This is a genomic window from Variimorphobacter saccharofermentans, from assembly GCF_014174405.1.
Classification (GTDB): Bacteria; Bacillota; Clostridia; order Lachnospirales; family Lachnospiraceae; genus Mobilitalea; species Mobilitalea saccharofermentans.
Genome location: NZ_JACEGA010000001.1, coordinates 3,630,841 through 3,651,314 on the forward strand (window position 1 = coordinate 3,630,841; position 20,474 = coordinate 3,651,314).

Genomic DNA, 20,474 nt, shown 5'->3' on the forward strand with positions numbered 1-20,474 from the left:
CTTACAAATTATTATCAATTAATACTAATATACAACGACAGAATAATAATAATCGTGTTAATAAAAGAAAGTATGCCATCGTATCCACAGATTCGACAACATACTTTCTTGACATTTATTACGATATTAATCTTGATATAAACCACTCATAAATATTGATTATTGAATGTCGGTTTTTATAGCTTCATATATCCATAGCCATCAACAATCGCTTCTAGTCTCTGCTTTGATTGACACATAGGGCATTCACCAATGGTATAGCTTTGATAATCGGGAAGATCCTTTGCATGAAAAATCGAGTACACCGGTACATTATCTACCTGATCTACAGCACTGAAGATTGAGCTGATTCCTTGTATTATTCCGCCATAATATTGAATACAATCCAGGCTTTTTTTCAAGGTATCACCTGTAGTGGCAGAAGCTGCCAGTAGTAAAATGTGTTTTCCATAAACAGCTGGTTGAATATTTTCTCTGAATATCATTTGTCCGTTGGTATTGAATTCCGGATTAATAATGTAGATTGTCTGATGTGCATTCATCGAACGAATTCCTGCACCTGATAATTCCTGTGCCATAAAGGCACCGATTACTTCACAGCCGTCCAGACAAACAATGGTGTCAACAACCACACTATTTACATATTGTTTAGCCATCTGTTTAGCAGCTTCCGCCGCTTCCTTCTGTCTGGTTTTCATTGTCGTCAAATCAATATAAAGATTAACATGGGAGTTACTGGTAGCAAAATGACCCGGTATTATCTTCAGTACAATTTTCTTATTCATCGGTGCATGAATCTTAATTGCTCTTCTTTCCATTCAAATACCCCCTTTGTGAATATAACACCTGTATTAGGATTGCATATAGGATTGTGACATCTTTATTATACCCCATATATTCCCACTCGACAAGGGTACCTCTGAATATTGTAATTCCTAATTGGATATCTTACTCAGTCCAAGAAATGTACCTGATATTCATCCTTTAGATCCTGTACCATGCTGGTATAACGTCTCTCGCAGATTTCATAACGACCTTCATTAAGATCATCATAGCATGGTTGTAAATAGTCCACCCATATTCTTCGGTAGGCATCCTCATTGTCTGGAGAAAGAGTAATTGCCGATACGATTAAGGGAGCGATCCGGTAATAGACCTGAACCTTTTCTTTCCGTTCCTGTGTCTGTTGCATGTAGGTATCACGAAAGAAACGAAACAGCTTCAGTTCCTCGCAATCATCCGGTTTATTCATGTTTTCACACGCTGCTGTCGTTATAAAACACCAGCCCTTACGCTGAAAGCCCTCTTGCAGCTGTTCATAGCTTCCTTTTGCTAATTGGAACTTCGGATATCGGACCGTCCATTCTTTTATAATCCTGTCTATCAGTATATCCCCATAACCTATCTGTAAATGATTGATCATTGGCACCGTATACACCATTAAGAAAAACCGGTATTTTTCGATGAGGAGTTTCTTTGGCTCCGTCAGCACACCCGTTTTCGCTGAATTTATATTATTCTCTATACACTTAACCAGCTCTGACGCAACTGTTTCTGCAACAATCGAATCCCTCCCCTCATCCAGCTCGGCATAATTTGTTACAGTATCAAACAACGAACGGCAAGCCTCCACATAATCTACAAAAGCCTGTTTGTAATCCTTCTTGGTAAATTTAGAAAGAAATACCTCATAATCCTTAACCAGACTGGGGATCTGCATTATGCTTTCTTGATATTCTGCTTCCATTCTTTGTCGTACATCCGCTGATATGACTTCCAGCTCCTTGTCCTTCGTACGAAAGCTTTTACCACAGTAGATACAGATACAAGTCTCAAGTTCCTCCGGTATATGAAGTTCCCCGTTACAGTACGGGCATTCCCTGATTATATATTCCATTATTGTCCTCCATTTAAAATGACTGCTACTTTAGTTATTATAAATCACTTGTCATCAATTTTCTATCCCTATCGCTGAAACTATAGTTATTAATAAGATCATTCAGCCACTTCTGGAGATCATCTGCTATGCTTTTAAAATAGTATTGACATAATACGGTAAATAATGTACTATTTACTAAACTGTTAGTTTAGTTATTATAACATTGGTATATTTTTCGGTACATTGTTTTAGGTATGCGAGGGGGAATTATGAAAAACACAAAAAAAGAAGCTCTGGCTGAATTTCATCGGTCAAATATATTAAAAGCAGCTGAAAAGCTATTTTTTGAAAATGGAATTGATGACACTACTATTGACAGCATCGCGAAGGAGGCCGGCTATAGCAAAGCAACACTTTATGTATATTTTAAAAATAAGGATGATATTGTAAATGCCTCCTATTTAAACGGTATGCAGTTGTTCTATGACACAATTGCTGACGCAGTACGAAACATTTCGGATTTTATTGCTCAGTTTTATTCCGTATGCGATGCGATGGTCGCCTTTCAAAAGGAATATCCGTTTTATTTTGACAGTCTATTGAGGGATATGAATTTTGCATCGATGGAAAATGATTCCCCTAAGATATTCGAGGAAATTGTCAAGGTGGGTGATAAAATTGATGAGACCATAATAGAACTATTAAAGCTCGGTGTGAAGCAAGGCTATGTACGTGAGGATATTCGCCTACAGGAAACAGAATACATGCTTTGGGCCAGCATCTCCGGTGTAATCTATATGGCAAAGCATAAAGAGAGATACTTCTCAACCTGTATCAAGGTGACAAAGGATGACTTTATTCGATACAGCTTTGACCTACTGCTACAATCCATTCAAAAATAAGAAGCAGAAGCGCTTATCAGAACTATATTTATTTATATAGAATTATCTAAGGAGGATGTATGAGTAAAAAGAAAAGAAACCTAGTTATCCTTATTGGCCTAATTCTTATCATAGGCATAATAAGTCTATTAGTCTACTTAGCGTTTTTATCAAATTATCAAAATAAGGTTGCCGCTATTGAAATTCAAGATATTGATTTTTCTGATATACCGGATGGAACCTATTATGGTGAATGTGATGTGAATTTTATACGAGCAAAGGTATCTGTAACTATGGAAAACGGAATCATTACGGATATCACTCTTCTCGAGCACAAGAACGGAGAAGGTAAACCGGCAGAGCGCATCATTGATGACATAATAAAGGCCCAGAGCCTTGAGGTCGATGCGGTATCCGGTGCAACAAATTCGTGTAAGGTTATAACACAGGCCATTATGAATGCATTAGAGAACAAATAATCAAAGAAAGGATGCGATTACCCATTGTCGTAGTTATGCAATCGGGTTATCAGGTTAAAGATATGAATGATATTGAAGCAATTGAATTACGTCAGTCAAGACGTTCTTATTTAACATTCCCCCTGGAAGCATCAACCATAGAGTATTTTAATACTCTAATTAAAGAATATAACAAGCAAAGCGGTCTCTCCATACAGCTTATTGAAGATGGGAAAGCCTCCTTTAAGGGATTTTCTCCTGCCTACGGATTATTTCATGGAGTTCAAAGCTATTTTGCTATGGTAGGCAAGTCCTCGGACCCTCATTTGAATGAAAAAATAGGATATTATGGAGCGTTACTGGTTCTTGAAGCAACAAAGCTTGGGCTTGGAACCTGTTTTGTGGCCGCTACTTATAACCGCGACCGCTGTAAATGTAAGGTAGAAGCAGGCGAAGAGCTGATCTGCCTGATTACCGTTGGACATGTCAATGAGAATAAGGGTTTCAAAGAGAGAACCATATATAAAATGGTTCACCGAAAATCAAAATCAATTGAGCAGCTATATACCTCCGAGGGTACTGTTCCGGACTGGTTTATCCAAGGAATGAAGGCCGTTCAAAAAGCTCCTTCTGCAATGAATCAGCAACCCGTTCAATTCCAATATAAAGAGAATATTGTTACTGCAAATGTTGCTGATGCTTCAGGCCATCTGGGAATTGACCTTGGTATTGCAAAGTTGTTTTTTGAAAAAGCCGCTCAAGGTAAGTTTGAGTTTGGAAATGACGCACCCTTTTCAAAGATGTAACTATCCCATTATGCCTCATTTTGCTAAAATCATGGCAGATATCGCCTCTATGATTACAGCTCCATCAGTGATTGTTTCAATGATCTCAGTCCCTGCATGACTGTCCTTAACATAAACCTTCCATTCTCCCTCCGGTATACTCATCCTGGCATTATGCCGATTCGCATTATAGATAACGCATAGCTCGCCTTCATTCAAATCCCGGATTACAAAAGCCACTATATTAGCCTCGGGAGTTTCAAGAAAGCTTAGCTTTTCCTGAAGCTCCTGAGTTGTCGTTAATCGTAACAGCCGGTGAGCTTTCCGAAATTCCATCATACCTTTATAATAATCTACAATCATCCTATTCTCGGTCACCAGATCCCATTTCAGACTGTTCACAGAATCCGGCGAACGATAGCTGTTTTCATCGAATTTCATTTCTTCCACATTTATAGGTTTACTTCTTAAAAATTCTTCTCCCGCTTGAAAAAAGGGAATCCCTTGACAGGTAAATACAATAGCTGCGGATAGAAGATTCATTTTAATTCGATCCTCTCTGCTTGCCTCTGGACACGACAAGGTCAGTTTATCCCACAAGGTAAGATTATCATGGGCGGAAGCATAATTAATAACCTGTGTTGGTTCGGCTGCCCAAGGAGCATTGGAGTAATTCACCTTCCAATAATCAATACCCGCATGCTGTGTTGCCGCAACTACTCCGAACTTAATTGTATCTTCCATTCCAGGTTTTCCATTGACAAAACCTCTCTCCTGGGCCGAGAATACACTACCCTTGATACCATCCCGAAGATTATCACTAAATACTGCAATACCTGTATCCATGTGACAGATGTTTACCTTCAATGCTCTCTCCCAATCCGGCAATGGTGATAAGCCTCCGGTCCATCCCTCACCATAAACAATAATAGTAGGATCGATTTTATTTAATTCATAACGTATTTGGTTCATGGTCTCAATATCATGAATTCCCATTAAATCAAAACGAAATCCGTCAATGCGGTATTCTTTCACCCAATGTATCAGTGAATCAATAATGAATTTTCTCATCATGTAGCGTTCCGATGCGGTCTCATTGCCACACCCCGAGGCATTGGAAAAATACCCTTCCTGCGTTAACCGATAATAATACCCTGGTACAATCCGGTTGAAATCCGATTCTACACTTTCATAGGTGTGATTATATACCATATCCATAATAACACGAATTCCGTTTCGATGGAGTGCTTGAACCATTTGCTTAAATTCTTTAATTCGTACCTCACCGTGATAAGGATCAGTGGAATAAGACCCTTCAGGCACATTAAAATGCTGCGGATCATAGCCCCAATTAAACTGTGGTTCATTCAGTCTGGTTTCATCCACGGTCTTATAGTCGAAGGCAGGCAGTAAATGAACATGTGTTATTCCTAACTGTCGTAAATAATCTAATCCAGTTGCCTCTCCATGAGGATTTATGGTCCCAGTTTCCGTAAATGCCATATATTTTCCCTTGTTTAACATACCGGAACTCTCATCGGATGAAAAGTCTCGTATATGAAGTTCATAGATAATTGCATCGGTAGAAGACACGAGCTCTGGCAGCGGTTCTGAACGAAAGCCCTCCGGATCCGTTGATGATAGGTCGATTATCATTCCTCTTCTACCATTTACCCCAACTGCCTTCGCATACGGATCCACTGCTTCCTTACTTTCTCCATCAACAGTCACTACATAGGTATAATAAATTCCATTATAATCGCCATAAAGCACTGTCACCCAGGTTCCTTTGATGTCCCTGGTCATTTCCAGGGTCTGAAAGCAGTCGTCCTGATCACCTGATTTATATAAATTGACGGAGACTCTGCTGGCTGTTGGAGCCCAGATTCGAAGCCTGGTCTGCTCCTTCTCCCAGGTTGCTCCAAGATCATTCCCATCATATGAATTTGCTTCTATAAACTCTCTTGTGGAAAAATAATTATAATATTGCAGCATTCTGTAATTATCCAATATTAACCTCCAAATATGCATAACAGATTATATTCATTGCAGCTTCCCAGTGAAAGAAATCTGCCATATAGTTTCCAATATATATGATTATAACCACCTTATGACAACCTATTACGAAAAATAGAAGGTACCTCCATATCCTGCGCAGTGTTCGCAGAAGCTTTTGGAATACCTTCCATTCATTTTATCCAGCCTTATAATCATCTCTAATATAGCTTATGTTCTATCGGTCCCATTTATCACATAGAGAATTAATCTGACTCATAAACTTGGCAAGGTCCTTATTGGCACCTCCCTTATTACGCTGTATCACTGCAGCAAGGCGTTTTCCTGCCTGAACCAGTCGATCAAATACGGTATCTCCATGACCACCTGTGGAAGCAGCCTCCACCTGCTTCTTAACTGGAATGATAACGCCTTCCTTAACACATTTATTCGTAAGAAGATCATATACTGTTCCACTATAGGGTGCTACCGCATGATATCCCAGTTCATCTCTTATGTAATCGGTGAAAAGCTTGCAGACAGTGTCATCCCCGTGTACCACAAATACATTATCCGGTTTTTTCTCAAAGCCGGTCAGCCACTTGATCAGTCCATCCCTGTCCGCATGTCCGCTTACACCGGATAAACGACGAATCTGAGCACTTACCTGTATCAATTCACCAAATAGCTTAACCTCCGTAGCACCATCCAAAAGGATTCGTCCCAGGGTACCGACGGATTGATGGCCTACGAATAAAATCGTACTATCCTCTCTCCATAGGTTATGCTTCAAATGATGGCGAATTCTACCCGCCTCACACATACCTGCAGCAGATATGATTACCTTTGGTTCTTCATCAAAGTTGATTGCTTTTGACTCATCAGAGGTGATGGAGGTTCTCAAGCCAGGAAATGCAATTGGATTGATTCCTCTCTTAACAAGCTCCATTGCCTCCTTATCAAAATATCCGTTCATGTAGTCATGGAATATCTGAGTTGCCTCTACAGCAAGGGGGCTATCTACGTACACCTTAAAATTAGGGTGCCCGTGAATCAGTTTGTCCTCCTTAATCTTCCGAATATAATATAATAACACCTGAGTTCTCCCCACCGCAAAGGAAGGTATCACGACATTCCCGCCACGGTCAAAGGTGGATTGTATAATATCAGTTAACTCACCAATGTAATCCGGTGCTTCTCCATGATTTCGATCCCCATAGGTGGATTCCATTACTACATAATCTGCTTCCTTAATATACTGAGGATCATTTATCAAAGGCTGATTCAAATTCCCGATATCACCGGAGAACACGATTTTCTTTGTAACATTTGCTTCTGTAATCCATATTTCAATACTGGCTGATCCCAGTAAATGTCCTACATCGGTAAAGCGTACCTCCACTCCCTCAAAGAGTGTAAACTTCTCTCCGTATTCATGAGGGACAAATAATCGAATTGTGGAAAGGGCATCTTCCATTGTATAGATAGGAACTGCAAGCTGATCACCGGAACGCTTCCCCTTCCGGTTCTTCCACTCTGCTTCTGCCATCTGAATATGTGCGCTGTCTCGTAGCATTATGTTACATAAGGCGCTTGTTGCTCCAGTAGCATGTATATTCCCCCGAAAGCCTTCGCTATATAGAAGTGGCAGTTTTCCGGAATGATCCATATGTGCATGGGTTAATAAAACAGCATCGATGTCGGCAGAGGCTACCGGTATCTCCTGATTCTCATAGGTATCTGCCCCCTGTTCCATTCCACAGTCAATTAATACTTTCTTTCCGCAAGCCTCAAGAAAGAAACAGCTCCCTGTCACTTCATGAGTAGCACCCAAAAAGGTTAGTCTCATAAAAAACCCTCCTTAGTATATTCGTAATAATGACCCCCCGTTATTCCTTGATTGCCATTCATATATTACCCTTAGTATACGGCTTTTTCCAAACTATAACAAGAGGAAATCTTACAAATGAGGGTTTTTTGATGACTCGACTAAGGGACGGTTACTGGCAGGTCGTGCGGAAATGGGTACTCAATAGTTTTTTCACTTTCTTTTCATTTCTTTAATAATCTGTTTAGTATGTTGATCAATCTGACGGGATTCGGTTATTTTTTGTAAGGCCTTATTATAGGTAAAATCATCAAGGTCGTTATTCTTCAAATACTCCATTGTAATCTCAGGTAGCTGTATATAGTAAATCGATATTGCCCAGGCTACTGCCATTTTCACATAATATTCATCCAGCTTTATTCTGTCAAAATGCTGAAATGCGAAAGGTGCATATTCGGAGGATATAAAATAATTTATCAGCATTACGACTCCAAAACGAACTTCATATTCCTTGTTCGATTCCAGATAAGGCTGAATGAATTCCCAAACACGCTCTTTGTGGGATCTGGTTATTTTCAAACCACTGCAAAAGCTGTCGCAAATTGACCAGCAGTCTATTTTCGGTATAAACTGTTCCACCAAGACTAAGATTTCCTCTATGTTTCCCTTTAGCTTTCCGATTACCAGCCCCTGAAGCATAACCTCCTCAAAGGTGTTATCTTCTGCTTTTGCAAGATATCCCTGCCAATCTCCCTTGGCAATGTCTGATGCCATTTTCTGCAGAAGCGGTAGTCTGACCCCTAGAATGTTCTCTCTGCCGGGTAATAGAGAGGAGGAAAAGACTCTGTATTTTTCATCAGCCAGATGATTTAATTGTTCACGTATTGTTAGATCCATAGGAATTACTCCATCTTTCTAATAGTTTTCGATTAAGTATTTTAATGGTACCTCTTTGTAATTCTATGACACCTTCGTTTTGGAAATATTTCAACATACGTGTGACAACTTCCCTTGCGCTTCCCATATGATTTGCGATCTTTTCATGGGTGATTTTCAGTTCCTCAGAAGCATCCACAACAGATTGTTCCAGCAGAAAAGAAGCCAAACGCTTATCAAAGCTCGTGAATAGGGCCTGTTCCATAATCCACATGACATCTGAGAAACGAGAAGCCATAAGATCGTTAGTAAACTTTTGAACCGCTATTACTTCATCGGACAACTTCTGGAATTCCGGCGTAGGTATTAGAAAAGTGGTTGTATCTTTTTCTACCTCCACATGAATATCAAATGCAATATTCCTCATGATACAGGAGGCGGAAAAGATGCAGACATCACGATCAAATAAGCGGTATAGCGTAATTTCCTTACCACTCTCCGATACGATATAGGCCCTGACCTGACCGGTATGAATCAGATAAAGTCCGGAGCAGTATTCCGAATTACTATGCATGCTTTCTCCTGGAAGAAAGCTTTTCTTAATAATTATGTTTTGTAACTTCATTTTTTGTGACTGATTCAACTGCTTCCAGAAACCTAAGGTTTCCTCTAAGAAATGAATGTCCTCATAACTGCTTACCATACCGTTCCTCCACCCCATTCCTGTTTATAACGATTTTCATAAATACAAAATAGCATGCAAGGCTCAAATATGTATATTTTTACCTCGCATGCATTGTTATTTTCTTTGTAACTTAGTATAACTTATATTTCCAACATTCTCAAGATTTCTTTTTTCGGTTTTACTCCGACAGAGGTTGCGGACACCTTTCCATCCTTTACAACCATCAAGGTAGGAATACTCATAATCCTGAACTTGGATGCCAGCTCCGATTCTTCATCAATATTAATCTTACCCACCTTTGCAGTGCCTTCCATCTCGTCTGCAATTTCTTCTACTGTAGGAGCAACCATCCGGCAGGGTCCACACCAGGATGCCCAGAAATCTAGTAATACAGGCTCCTTTGAATTTAATACTTCCTGATCAAAATTATGCTTTGTAATTTTTATAGCAGCCATAAGAATTCCTCCATTATATTTTATTCGTTTTATGGGCTTACTATATCACAATACGCATTTTGCATCTGTGATGTTATCACAAAAGAGGCTTTATTTTCTACTCCCTAATCAAATAATCTATATATTTCTTGTCAGAAAATAGGAAAATGGTACAAGTAAAGTAGATTTACCATGTCCTCCTGCCTAATTATGTAATATTATGAAATACAAGAGTATATATTACTATAGGATCACATAGAGGATTTATCGAATTTACTGTATTTCGCCAGAATGGAGGTTATAATGAATGTTCCTTTGAACCAAATGCCCAACCCTACGAAGGAGCAACGACACGAAATGTTAAGAGATGCATTAGAAAGAGAAGGACGATCTGAGGACTTTGATTATATCACACATTTCCTAAGTCCTCCAAATGAGATAACTACGATTACAGCTCCTGGAGTTTTGCAGGGTGCTAAAATAGGTATACTGGGAGGAGGCGTAGCCGGGATGGCCGCTGCCTTTGAGTTGCGCAAGCTTGGCGCCGATATCACTATATTAGAAGCCTCAGAAGATCGAATCGGAGGCAGAATATATACTTATTACTATGAACCCTCCAGAACCTATTTCGGTGAGTTCGGAGCCATGCGAATTCCGATATCCCACGAAACAACCTGGTATTATATTGATCTGTTGGGACTTGATACCGTTTCCATGACATCTCCCAGACGGAATAATTTTATCTATGTGCATAATACCAGAATTCGAACAACTCAATCCATTGAAGAGTATCTGTATCCGTTCTTTGATCTGACTCCACAGGAACGAAATACTCCGTGGAGCGAGTTGAGTGAATATGCCTTCCAATATGCCTTTCGTATACTTCCAGCAGATATCCGAGCAGAGCTTATCCAGGTTCTACCCGAGTATTCTCCGCAAATACTTGCATTAATGAATATCAGTCTTAGACAGAACTTTGAAGAGCTGGGCCTTAGTCAGGGAGCCATTCAGCTTCTGTCTGGAATTGACTCCGCAGCTGGTGCTTTACTACATAATAGTTATACCGAATACGCTCACGAGGATTATAGCCTGGACTTTATAAATATCTATCAAATAAAAGGAGGAAATGTAAATCTACCACTTGCTTTTTATGAAAGCTTCTTATCAGAAAGCCCAAGCGTATACTCCGATATCGACTCATCCTCGCTTGGAAAAGTAATATATAAGAGTGGACACAGGGTAACAGGAATTTATCAGTCGAACTACCGAAATAAAATAATTATTCGATATACCAATACCTTTGACATGACCGAAAGTGCGGACATATTCGACTATGTCATCTGCTCCCTACCTTTTTCCGCCCTTAGAACCGTAGAAATAAAGCCCTACCTCAGTAACATAAAAATGCAAGCAATTACAGAAGTGTATTATGCTAACGCACAGAAAACCCAATTCTTTTGTAATCGACGTTTCTGGGAAAGAAATACCGATTATGGTAATATAATCGGAGGGATCTCATTTACCGATCTCCCCATACAATCCAGTTAGTGTAAAGTATTTTACACTGATTTTTTATAAGAACCCTTTATTTTTCAAGGGTTACAGAGCTTTTTAAAATAAAAAAACAATGACCCCCTATTTTCAGTTATAATTGAAGTTACCACACAACAAAATACTGAAGAAAGGTCATTGTTATGGACTCAATTATACTCTATTTAATTAACATTATTCAAGAGCAGTACAAACAAATCTGCTATTTACTTCTCTTTATCTGCAAATATATTCCTCTCAAGCAGTGGGCTTTCGATGATTCCCATTCCCCTGAGTACCAAAAATTCAAGGTTGATAAACTTCCTACTGTGTACACTCCTGCAACCTTCGATTATCAGCTTTACATAGCTTATATCAAACACCGCTATGGTTACCTGATTAAACCAATCAAACGCCGTTCCGAATCTGATATCCCAAAGGATTTGGTCTGTCCCCGCTGCGGTGCTCCTCACGATTACTTATACAAAAACAATGGCGCCAAAGGTCAATTCATGTGCAAGGTCTGTGAGGAACTCTTTAACTCCGATAACATTTATAAGCATACCATCGAGCTTCGCTGCCCTTACTGTGGTAACATCTTGGTTCCCAAGAAGGAGCGTAAGTTCTTCCGTATCCACAAGTGTACCAATCGTAAATGTAGCTATTACCTAACCAATAAACGTAAGCTTCCACCAGATCTGAAACCGGAAGAAAAACACAAATATAAGCTCCACTATATCTATCGTGAGTTCACGATGGATTTCTTTCGCATGGACTTACACTCCCTTCCGTCAAATGCCACGGGCTTCAGTTTCAAGAAGTTTTCTCCTCATATACTGGGATTGGTTCTAACCTATCATGTAAACCTAAAGCTCTCCACCAGACAGACTTCTCATGCATTGAAAGAGGTTCACGGTATCGACATTTCCCACACTACTGTTGCCAGTTATGCTATGACCGCGGCTTGTGTCATTAAGCCTTTCGTAGACACCTACGATTATAAACCATCCAACATCCTCTCTGCCGATGAAACCTACATCAAAAAGCTCGGTAAAAAGCATTATGTCTGGATTATCATGGATGCATGTAAAAAGAGCATCCTTGGCTATCAGGTCTCCGATAACCGGAGTGTCGGTCCCTGTATTCTTGCCATGCGCATGGCCTTCGAGAAGTTCAAAGTGTTTCCCTCAAAGCTTCTGAAATTCATTGCTGACGGTTATAGTGCCTATCCTCTGGCAGCCCAGTATATAAAAGCTCAGAAAGGATGGGACTTTGACGTAACACAGGTAATCGGACTTACAAATGATGATGCTGTTTCAACCGAATTCCGTTGGGTCAAACAGGTTGTGGAACGTTTAAATCGTACCTTCAAGATGTCCTACCGCATCACCAATGGTTATAACAGTGATGAGGGTGCCTTGTACGGAGTTTCCCTGTGGGTTGCTTATTACAACTTCCTAAGACCGCATCCCCATAATTACTGGAAACCTTTAAATGAGATAGATGAATTCGAGAAAGTAGGGAACATGCCCGCCAAGTGGATTATCCTCATCCGTTTGGGGCAGCAAAAAATCTTGGAAATGCAGAAATCCTCCGCTGTGTCAGGTAATACCTGTTCCTAGATTAAGGAGCCAGAGGTGGTACCCAGCCACCGGAAGTTTACTTCCGGCTTGACCTTGAATGCAATAAAAAGTAATGCTACAATGCTGTGAATACGACGGTAAGAACTTCCTGTTCCTGAGTTACTTCGCCGTCGGTGAAACCTTCAGAGCATTACTTTTTGTTGCAATCAAGGTTGGCGTAGTCTGCCACTGCATAAATTTCTAGTTAAAATATTTGCTTTTTCAATGTTCAAAGGATCATATTTCTTTACATCAGTTTTTCATACCAAACTTTACACTACCACAATCCATTATATATCCTAGCGATCATAATCAATGCCTGATTAACCAAATGTGCTCATCGGAAGAGCCTGGCGTATTACTAGCCTCCTATGGTCTAGAACAAAATGCTACCCGTATTGCTGGATTGGAACCAATGGAACGTTATGAAACTATACGTCAAAACATTGAGGAGGTTCATGGATTACCAAAAGGATTTTTAAACTCCTTCATCATAAGCAATAAAACGGTTAACTGGTTCACAGAGCCGAACTTTAGAGGTGCATTCGCGTATTATTTACCGGGACAAAAGGAACTCTTCGCCTATGAGATGCAACGACCGGAATACCAAAATCGACTATTTTTTGCTGGAGAGCATACCTCTACAAAACATGGCTGGATACAGGGAGCTCTGTTCTCCGGAAAAATGGCAGCCAATCAACTGGCATATGCCCTAAATACCTTGTAAATTATTAGAGAAAATGGGTTGTAAGTATTATACTTTGCTAAAAGGATCTTACTGTGTCAATATAGACATCTGTAAGATCCTTTCTTAAATAAAGTAAAGTTAGAAATCATGCAATACTCATCATGGTGTCCAGTCTGCGATGAAGCTTAGCATAATATGCAAGCGTCTTTTGATCACTGACAAGACGACCTGATTGATAATATGTAACATCGGGTCCATTATACTCTAACATGCCATTCGCTCTTAATATATTCTTCAGATGGTTCACAGTACCCTCGCTTCCATCGATAAACTCAACACTTGGCGGAAAAATTCTACGGAAGGTGTCTTTAAAATAGTTAAAATGTGTGCAACCCAATGTCAGGGAAGAATAATTCTCAAGGTGATATTCCGAAAGCTCTTTACGAAGATATTGCTCAACTTCCACAGTCTCGAAATTCCCTGTTTCTGCGAATAAAACCAATTTGGGCAACGGTAGCAGATCCACTCTATGGTCATCATCCACCTGTTGTAGTAGATTTCGAAGCTTTTCCTCTTTCACAGTAATCGGAGTTGCTATTACCATGACTCTCTTTCCCGAACACTTCTGCACAGCCGGTTTCACTGCCGGCTCCATTCCTAAAATCGGTATACTGTATTTCATACGCAGGGTATCGATTGCTATACTGGTAGCCGTGTTACAAGCGATGACAATCGCCTTTACATCCTGATGAACCAGAAACTCCACTGCGTCCTCCACATACTGTAGAACTTCTTCCTTCCTTTTGGTTCCATAGGGAACGTTATCCGTATCCGCATAATATATAAACTCTTCCTGTGGCAATGTGATCATTGCCTGATGAAGGACGGTTAATCCTCCGATCCCCGAGTCAAAAAAACCGATTTTCAATTTCACTCCGCCTTTCTCTCATCGTATGGGTATTCTTCATAATCGCAGATTAGGAGCTCGCTTACTTCGTTTGCTCGCTCACGTTTCACTTATCCATTGTACTTTCTCCGTATATTCAAGCTTGCTTGATATACGGAGAAAGTTCTATGGACTAATCTGCTTATCGTGAACATTATAACATAATTTGGGGAAATGGAATATATAATGGTACAATTTCTTATTTTTCAGTTTCTGAATACTATTTTACAAAGGGGATTATTTTGATCGCTATTTCTAAAAACCCTTATTCAATAAACAGTATCAAGAAATACAAATACTCATCCGATCACAATCTACAGTTTAAAACACAGGGCCACCGCTATTTTATGACATACTAAAATATATGAAATGGGGGTCATGAATTATGGATATCAATAAGGACGCAATCAAGAATTGCATATTGGATAAACTAAACTACCATTTTGGTGTGCAGGCGATTGATGCCACACCGGATCAATATTACCGTGCCTGCGTTATGATAATAAATGAAATCCTGATTACACGTCAACGGAAATTCATGACAGATATCAGGAAGACGGAGGCGAAAACTGTCTCTTACCTTTGTATGGAATTTCTACTCGGAAGATCATTAAAAAGCAGTCTGTATAATCTGGGACTCTTGGATCCCTTTGATGCTGCTATTAATGAATTAGGATATACCCTTGAGGAAATCTTTGATATGGAACCTGATGCAGGCTTGGGTAATGGGGGCTTGGGAAGACTGGCTGCCTGCTTTATGGAATCCGCAGCTACCCTTGGATATTCTATGACTGGATATTCCATTCTATACGAATATGGTATATTTAAGCAACAGCTCTTGAACGGCTGGCAGATAGAGCTTCCTGATCCCTGGCTGCCGGGAGGTGAGGTCTGGCTGAATCCGCGTCCGGATGAAGCTTGTACTGTGAAGTTTGGTGGCCATGTTAAGGAAGAATGGAATGATTATTGTCTTCAAATAGATTATAAAGATTTTACTCCCGTTCTGGCCATACCATATGACATCATTATCTCCGGCTATCAGAAGGGCCGGGTTAGTCTTCTGCGACTTTGGAAGGCAACCAGTTCTGAATTTGATCTGCAGCTGTTCCATCAGGGTGATTATTTAAAAGCAGATGAAAAAAGAACACAGGCAGAAATGATAAGCAAAATACTCTATCCACCCGATCATCATCATGAAGGAAAGCGATTACGTTTAAAGCAGCAATACTTTCTAGTCTCTGCTTCTATTCAGGATATTGTACGAAAGCATCTTGTGCAATATAAGACTCTGAAGAATTTCTCTGAAAAGAATGCCATTCATATTAATGAGACACACCCTGCGCTCGCCATACCGGAATTGATGCGGATATTCCTGGATGATTATTGTTATGACTGGGATGAGGCCTGGAATATTATCACTAACACCTTTTCCTTTACCAATCATACTATTATGAGGGAGGCTTTGGAGGTATGGCCGGAGGAGCTTCTGGCCAACCTGCTGCCCCGGATTTACCATATAATCAAAGAAATTCAGAAGCGATATCAAGAAGCTCTATGCAATAAGTATCACTTCACTGACGAGCAGCTTAAGGCACTCGCCATCATTCACAACGGGCAGATTCATATGGCTAATATGTGCCTTCATGCCTGTCATACCATTAATGGTGTCTCGAAAATACACTCATCCATCCTTCAGAAGAATGTATTTCGTAACTATAGTGCTCTACATCCGGAGAAATTCTATAATATAACCAATGGGTTTAACTATCGAAGGTGGCTCTGCCAGGCCAACCCTAAAATGTGTCAGTTTATATCCGAATGTATCGGAGACGGATTTCATACAGATCCTATGCAATTGCAAAGAATGGTAATGCTTCAAGATGATCTGGCTGTACTGAATAAAATTGCAGAAATCAAAAGAGAGAATAAAATACGTTTGGCAGATTATATTTACTCAGCAACAAAGATTAAGGTTGATATCAATTCCATCTTCGATGTACAGGTAAAACGGCTACATGAATACAAGCGCCAGCTTCTTAATGTAATGCACATTCTTTACCTGTACGACCATTATCTGCAGCATTCCTCCGAAGAGCTTCCTCCTAGAACCTTCCTTTTTGCTGCAAAAGCAGCTCCCAGCTATTCTATGGCGAAACGAATTATTCATTTGATCTGCTGCCTGGCAGACGAGATTAACAGCAATCCATCCGTAAATGATAAGTTAAAGATTATCTACCTGGAGGATTACCGGGTAACACTTGCCGAATTATTAATGCCTGCTGCAGAAATCAGCGAGCAGATATCACTTGCAGGAACGGAAGCCTCCGGAACTGGCAATATGAAGCTGATGATAAATGGAGCAATTACCGTGGGAACCTTGGATGGAGCTAATATCGAAATTAAAGAAGCTGTTGGTGAAGATAATATTTTACTGTTTGGCTTGCGTAACGAAGAAGTTCAGCTTCTGCGTAAGGTTGGTTACTTCCCTTCCATTTATCTAAGTAATCCTGCCGTTCGAAATATTATTGAGCGGTTAAACTCCAATATACACGGTGAGTCCTTCCACGATATTGCCTCTTATCTCATTGGGAGCAGTGATGGTATTGCAGATCCTTATATGGTTTTGGCTGATTTTGATTCCTACTGCCATATTCAGAAGGAAGCGGCACGAAGGTATTCTGAACCAATCCTATGGAATAAAATGTCCTTAAGAAACATTGCCTCCGCCGGAAGATTTGCTGCCGACCGGGCAATCAAAGAGTATGCCGAAAAGATTTGGCATATTAAGACTGTTTGATATATTTAACAAGGGTGTATCCCATAAGTTTAAATGACTAGGGGTACACCCAACAGATTTTATGAATTGAATTGGAGTATTAAAGGAAGCTGGTTTGGTTCAGAAATTTGAAAATATCTCTTGACAAACATTAGAATATTTTCTAATATTATATCATGAATAATATTCAAAGCCAAATTACAACTATGATACTAAAGGAAGAGGATCAGGTCAAAGCGTATCTCCACCCTAAAAGAATGGCATTGCTGAAAATGTTAGCAAAAGAAAAGATGACAATTTCCGGAGCAGCTAAAGTGTTCCAGGTACATCCGGCAAATCTAACTCATCATTTTAAGGCATTAGAGAAGGTTGGTCTGATAAACCTCGTCGAAAAGGTGAATAACGGAAAAACCCTAGAGAAATATTACCAGGCAGTTGCTAAGAATTTTATTATTAGACCGGAAGGGGAGAAATTAAACAAAAAGGCACTAGTTCTTAGCGCATTAAAGGATAGTCTATCAACAGCAATTGAGACGGTAAAAGAGGATGATGGCAAATTCACTTTAGGTCTGTTAAACTATGCACGTCTTAATCAGGAACAGGCCGTGGAACTTATGAACCGGATAAATGAACTGATACAGGAATTCACTACGAATACTGATCCGCAAGGTCAGACCTATGTCCTTAATATCAGTTTTTATCCAAGTGATATCAGCTATGATATGATACCGAAAGAGGAAATTCATATTACTTGATAATTTTGAATGGTACATGCGGGTGAAATATAAATAGAATCAGTAAAGGATCTTATATTATGAACAAAGAATTGGAAAACCCTATTATTATTGAGTTTCCCTTAAGAGGAGAATGGGATGCAGTGAATACTCCTGCAAAGCGTATCCCTAGCCATGGCATTGATTTATGGGGACAGCGTTATGCTTATGATTTTCTAAAGATGAAAAGCAAAAAATTGTTTGATGGTTCCAATTTTCAGTATTATCTTACAGGGATCAAAACGAAAAAGTGCTACTGCTGGAATGAGCCCATCTATGCACCTATGGATGGCGAAGTAGTCGCAGCAGTCGATGGACGGAAAGAACCAAAGCGCATACACCCTCTTGTGGATTTATTGAGAGTTCTGCGTAATTCAATTTCTTTTATTATTAAGGTTCAAAAAACCGGAATGGAGCATGCAGATTATAATAATTTTGTAGGTAACTATATTATAATTAAACATGATGGATACTATAGCTTCTATGCACATATCCGCCCCGGTACAATTGCTGTGAAAACAGGTCAGCTGGTGAAGCAGGGGGATATTCTTGGTAAGGTTGGGCATACCGGTAATTCTACTGCTCCACATCTTCATTTTCAGTTATCGGACTCAAGCGACTTAAACCAGGCAAAAGGAATCCCGTGTGCTTTCCGTAACCTGGAATACCATATTAACGGTGAGTGGAAGCTAGAGGAAGTCAGTATCCCTAGACACGATGTAAAATTCAGATATGTAAAAGACTAAGCAGGAAGCGCGTTATCGTTGCCTAGGGAATTTGACATTAAGACAGAAGATTTTTATCAATATAAACGGGATGTTTCAAATACTGCTAACATACGATAGTGACTATATCGAATGATCTCCCCGATACATACAGCGCTCTGTCAGCTTGCTTTGAAACATCCCACATTAAGTTATCCTATCCCTATTTGGCTTTCATCATCAAACACTCATTAATCCCCTGACGATACAGACTTGGAATAAGTCCTACTTCTGTGTATCCAACCTTCTCATATAACCGTTTAGCATCAGGGTTAAAATCTGCAACCACCAAAAATATCTTGGACGTGGTTTGAAAGCACAAATCTTCAGCAAATCTCAGCAGCTTCTTTCCTATTCCCAGCCCTCGCATCTCCTCTTTTACTGCCACGATATGTATATAAGGAAAGGAATGAAATATTCCTTTAAATATAATCCAGAGAAATCCGCAGCAATTACCGTTCTGATCTACCGCAACATAGATTTCTTCTTTTTGAAACCCTTCCTCCAATGTTTTTCTAGCGCTTCCGGGAGTAGAGAAATATCTTCTCCCCAGTTCAGAGTCGGAAAGCGCAACTTCACAATCAGAGATATTATTTATATTTCCTTTGCAAATGTTTAGTTCCATACTTACCTTGCTACCTCCTGATTCGTATCTGCTTCATCATTTCTTGCTTTTCATCTGCATCCAATCCTCGATGAAGTCCATATAGCATTAAGTGAAAGAAAGTTCTGGAAACTTGATATCCCCTAGATTGCAGTGTATGTTTCGAACAAACAATGGATCTGTGTCATATTCCTCCATACGGTAATCAATATCCTTCCAATAGGGCATAAATCCAAATTCAATCCGGTCCACATTGGAAAACGGTAGGGCTTTCTCTAATTCTGCAAAACCGATCTCCCTTAGGGAGAATACTCCGATCAGCTTCAACGTGGTATCGTTCTGTTCTGCAATCACCATCGTCTCAAGTTCAGGAATTTCATACATATGATCCTTTAAGTACCCCCAATAAATGTGAAATAGGTTGATACTGTAGCTATTGAGGCAGTCCAGTTTATCCGAGAAATTCACACGTTTACTCACATAGTTCCTTACCTTTGGATCATCAAAGGAAAGCTTTACTGCCTTGCATTGATTGTTAATCTTTCTATCACATACCGGAAGCTTTTCTGTAAAACGTTCAAAGCCGAACCTGGGATAGAAATTCAATACGCTGTCATTGGCAGCCAAATACATGGGGTAATCCTTATATTTATCAAGAATATGCTCCATAAGAAGCTTTGAATATCCTCTTCCCCTATATTCGTCCTTCGTTGCTACCGCTCCAAAGGATAAAGCGGTATACGGCTTCTTATCGAACAAAACCTTCATTCTATAAACACAGATATTGGATACTATCTCACCATCTTCTTGTATGGAATAGCTCTCATATTGATCATCCCATAGATCCAGATCATACCAGAACTGAAAATCTAAAAATATATTCTTCAGAAGTCGGTTCAGCTTCGCCTGATATTCCTTGTCATTTCCGTTATTAAAGCATATCTGCATAC

19 protein-coding genes are annotated in these 20,474 nt (G+C 39.7%); 9 read left to right on the forward strand and 10 right to left on the reverse strand.

The features are described 5' to 3' along the window. Positions 1-176: 176 nt before the first annotated feature. Both H0486_RS15820 and H0486_RS15825 read right to left on the reverse strand, forming a co-directional pair. Positions 177-818 carry a phosphoribosyltransferase gene (locus tag H0486_RS15820; protein WP_228353916.1) on the reverse strand — a complete coding sequence of 214 codons (642 nt, stop codon included), beginning with the start codon at positions 816-818 and terminating at the stop codon, positions 177-179. Between the two features lie 134 nt (positions 819-952). Beyond that, a complete protein-coding gene (locus tag H0486_RS15825) occupies positions 953-1,897 on the reverse strand; it encodes a CFI-box-CTERM domain-containing protein (RefSeq protein WP_228353917.1) in 945 nt (314 codons plus the stop codon). A 251-nt stretch (positions 1,898-2,148) separates the two neighbouring features. Here H0486_RS15825 and H0486_RS15830 point away from each other — a divergent pair, with 251 nt between their 5' ends. The 3 genes from H0486_RS15830 (at position 2,149) to H0486_RS15840 (ending at position 4,024) form a co-directional block, all read left to right on the forward strand. Continuing rightward, entirely contained in the window at positions 2,149-2,781 is a 633-nt protein-coding gene (locus H0486_RS15830) for a TetR/AcrR family transcriptional regulator (protein ID WP_228353918.1), read from the forward strand. A 59-nt stretch (positions 2,782-2,840) separates the two neighbouring features. Next, positions 2,841-3,239 (forward strand): FMN-binding protein, encoded by a 399-nt coding sequence (locus H0486_RS15835; RefSeq protein ID WP_228353919.1) that lies wholly within the window; start codon positions 2,841-2,843, stop codon positions 3,237-3,239. A 62-nt stretch (positions 3,240-3,301) separates the two neighbouring features. Then, positions 3,302-4,024 (forward strand): nitroreductase family protein, encoded by a 723-nt coding sequence (locus H0486_RS15840; RefSeq protein ID WP_228353920.1) that lies wholly within the window; start codon positions 3,302-3,304, stop codon positions 4,022-4,024. 15 nt (positions 4,025-4,039) lie between these two features. On the opposite strand, the gene pulA is transcribed toward H0486_RS15840, so the two are convergent. The 5 genes from pulA to trxA form a co-directional block, all read right to left on the reverse strand. Continuing rightward, the gene (gene pulA / locus H0486_RS15845; protein WP_228353921.1) at positions 4,040-6,013 is read right to left on the reverse strand and encodes a type I pullulanase; all 1,974 of its coding nucleotides are present in this window, start codon (positions 6,011-6,013) and stop codon (positions 4,040-4,042) included. Positions 6,014-6,236: 223 nt separating this feature from the next. After that, positions 6,237-7,847, reverse strand: coding sequence for an MBL fold metallo-hydrolase RNA specificity domain-containing protein (locus H0486_RS15850; protein ID WP_228353922.1), 1,611 nt, complete (start codon positions 7,845-7,847; stop codon positions 6,237-6,239). A gap of 192 nt (positions 7,848-8,039) precedes the next feature. Beyond that, complete coding sequence (locus H0486_RS15855) at positions 8,040-8,723, reverse strand: DNA alkylation repair protein (protein ID WP_228353923.1); 684 nt, start codon at positions 8,721-8,723, stop codon at positions 8,040-8,042. Continuing rightward, positions 8,704-9,405 (reverse strand): Crp/Fnr family transcriptional regulator, encoded by a 702-nt coding sequence (locus H0486_RS15860; RefSeq protein WP_228353924.1) that lies wholly within the window; start codon positions 9,403-9,405, stop codon positions 8,704-8,706. Before H0486_RS15860 ends, H0486_RS15855 begins: the two co-directional genes overlap by 20 nt. A gap of 122 nt (positions 9,406-9,527) precedes the next feature. Continuing rightward, complete coding sequence (gene trxA / locus H0486_RS15865; RefSeq protein ID WP_228353925.1) at positions 9,528-9,842, reverse strand: thioredoxin; 315 nt, start codon at positions 9,840-9,842, stop codon at positions 9,528-9,530. 282 nt (positions 9,843-10,124) lie between these two features. Here trxA and H0486_RS15870 point away from each other — a divergent pair, with 282 nt between their 5' ends. From H0486_RS15870 to H0486_RS15880, 3 genes are all read left to right on the forward strand, one after another. Then, the gene (locus H0486_RS15870; protein WP_228353926.1) at positions 10,125-11,369 is read left to right on the forward strand and encodes a flavin monoamine oxidase family protein; all 1,245 of its coding nucleotides are present in this window, start codon (positions 10,125-10,127) and stop codon (positions 11,367-11,369) included. Positions 11,370-11,515: 146 nt separating this feature from the next. Then, positions 11,516-12,973 (forward strand): IS66 family transposase, encoded by a 1,458-nt coding sequence (locus H0486_RS15875; protein ID WP_228353927.1) that lies wholly within the window; start codon positions 11,516-11,518, stop codon positions 12,971-12,973. A gap of 331 nt (positions 12,974-13,304) precedes the next feature. Next, on the forward strand, positions 13,305-13,700 hold the full coding sequence (locus tag H0486_RS15880; RefSeq protein WP_228353928.1) for an FAD-dependent oxidoreductase: 396 nt from the start codon (positions 13,305-13,307) through the stop codon (positions 13,698-13,700). Positions 13,701-13,806: 106 nt separating this feature from the next. Here the strand turns inward: H0486_RS15880 and murI are convergent, their stop codons facing one another. Continuing rightward, positions 13,807-14,589, reverse strand: coding sequence for a glutamate racemase (murI, locus tag H0486_RS15885; RefSeq protein ID WP_228353929.1), 783 nt, complete (start codon positions 14,587-14,589; stop codon positions 13,807-13,809). Between the two features lie 403 nt (positions 14,590-14,992). Between murI and H0486_RS15890 the strand changes: the two genes are divergently transcribed. From H0486_RS15890 to H0486_RS15900, 3 genes are all read left to right on the forward strand, one after another. Then, on the forward strand, positions 14,993-17,404 hold the full coding sequence (locus H0486_RS15890) for a glycogen/starch/alpha-glucan phosphorylase (RefSeq protein ID WP_228353930.1): 2,412 nt from the start codon (positions 14,993-14,995) through the stop codon (positions 17,402-17,404). Between the two features lie 155 nt (positions 17,405-17,559). Then, entirely contained in the window at positions 17,560-18,138 is a 579-nt protein-coding gene (locus tag H0486_RS15895; protein WP_228353931.1) for a winged helix-turn-helix domain-containing protein, read from the forward strand. A gap of 59 nt (positions 18,139-18,197) precedes the next feature. After that, positions 18,198-18,902 (forward strand): M23 family metallopeptidase, encoded by a 705-nt coding sequence (locus H0486_RS15900; RefSeq protein WP_228353932.1) that lies wholly within the window; start codon positions 18,198-18,200, stop codon positions 18,900-18,902. 181 nt (positions 18,903-19,083) lie between these two features. On the opposite strand, the gene H0486_RS15905 is transcribed toward H0486_RS15900, so the two are convergent. Both H0486_RS15905 and H0486_RS15910 read right to left on the reverse strand, forming a co-directional pair. Continuing rightward, positions 19,084-19,545, reverse strand: a complete 462-nt coding sequence (locus H0486_RS15905; RefSeq protein ID WP_228353933.1) for a GNAT family N-acetyltransferase — start codon at positions 19,543-19,545, stop codon at positions 19,084-19,086. A gap of 87 nt (positions 19,546-19,632) precedes the next feature. Then, on the reverse strand, positions 19,633-20,472 hold the full coding sequence (locus tag H0486_RS15910; protein ID WP_228353934.1) for a GNAT family N-acetyltransferase: 840 nt from the start codon (positions 20,470-20,472) through the stop codon (positions 19,633-19,635). Positions 20,473-20,474 lie beyond the last annotated feature (2 nt).

Coding starts and splice junctions, on each gene's coding strand:
- H0486_RS15820 (WP_228353916.1), bottom strand. CDS start 818: ATGGAAAGAAGAGCAATTAAGATTCATGCACCGATGAATAAGAAAATT.
- H0486_RS15875 (WP_228353927.1), top strand. CDS start 11,516: ATGGACTCAATTATACTCTATTTAATTAACATTATTCAAGAGCAGTAC.
- H0486_RS15855 (WP_228353923.1), bottom strand. CDS start 8,723: ATGGATCTAACAATACGTGAACAATTAAATCATCTGGCTGATGAAAAA.
- H0486_RS15880 (WP_228353928.1), top strand. CDS start 13,305: ATGTGCTCATCGGAAGAGCCTGGCGTATTACTAGCCTCCTATGGTCTA.
- H0486_RS15860 (WP_228353924.1), bottom strand. CDS start 9,405: ATGGTAAGCAGTTATGAGGACATTCATTTCTTAGAGGAAACCTTAGGT.
- H0486_RS15835 (WP_228353919.1), top strand. CDS start 2,841: ATGAGTAAAAAGAAAAGAAACCTAGTTATCCTTATTGGCCTAATTCTT.
- H0486_RS15900 (WP_228353932.1), top strand. CDS start 18,198: ATGAACAAAGAATTGGAAAACCCTATTATTATTGAGTTTCCCTTAAGA.
- H0486_RS15830 (WP_228353918.1), top strand. CDS start 2,149: ATGAAAAACACAAAAAAAGAAGCTCTGGCTGAATTTCATCGGTCAAAT.
- H0486_RS15850 (WP_228353922.1), bottom strand. CDS start 7,847: ATGAGACTAACCTTTTTGGGTGCTACTCATGAAGTGACAGGGAGCTGT.
- H0486_RS15870 (WP_228353926.1), top strand. CDS start 10,125: ATGAATGTTCCTTTGAACCAAATGCCCAACCCTACGAAGGAGCAACGA.
- H0486_RS15890 (WP_228353930.1), top strand. CDS start 14,993: ATGGATATCAATAAGGACGCAATCAAGAATTGCATATTGGATAAACTA.
- H0486_RS15840 (WP_228353920.1), top strand. CDS start 3,302: ATGAATGATATTGAAGCAATTGAATTACGTCAGTCAAGACGTTCTTAT.
- H0486_RS15825 (WP_228353917.1), bottom strand. CDS start 1,897: ATGGAATATATAATCAGGGAATGCCCGTACTGTAACGGGGAACTTCAT.
- H0486_RS15910 (WP_228353934.1), bottom strand. CDS start 20,472: ATGCAGATATGCTTTAATAACGGAAATGACAAGGAATATCAGGCGAAG.
- H0486_RS15895 (WP_228353931.1), top strand. CDS start 17,560: ATGAATAATATTCAAAGCCAAATTACAACTATGATACTAAAGGAAGAG.
- H0486_RS15905 (WP_228353933.1), bottom strand. CDS start 19,545: ATGGAACTAAACATTTGCAAAGGAAATATAAATAATATCTCTGATTGT.
- trxA (WP_228353925.1), bottom strand. CDS start 9,842: ATGGCTGCTATAAAAATTACAAAGCATAATTTTGATCAGGAAGTATTA.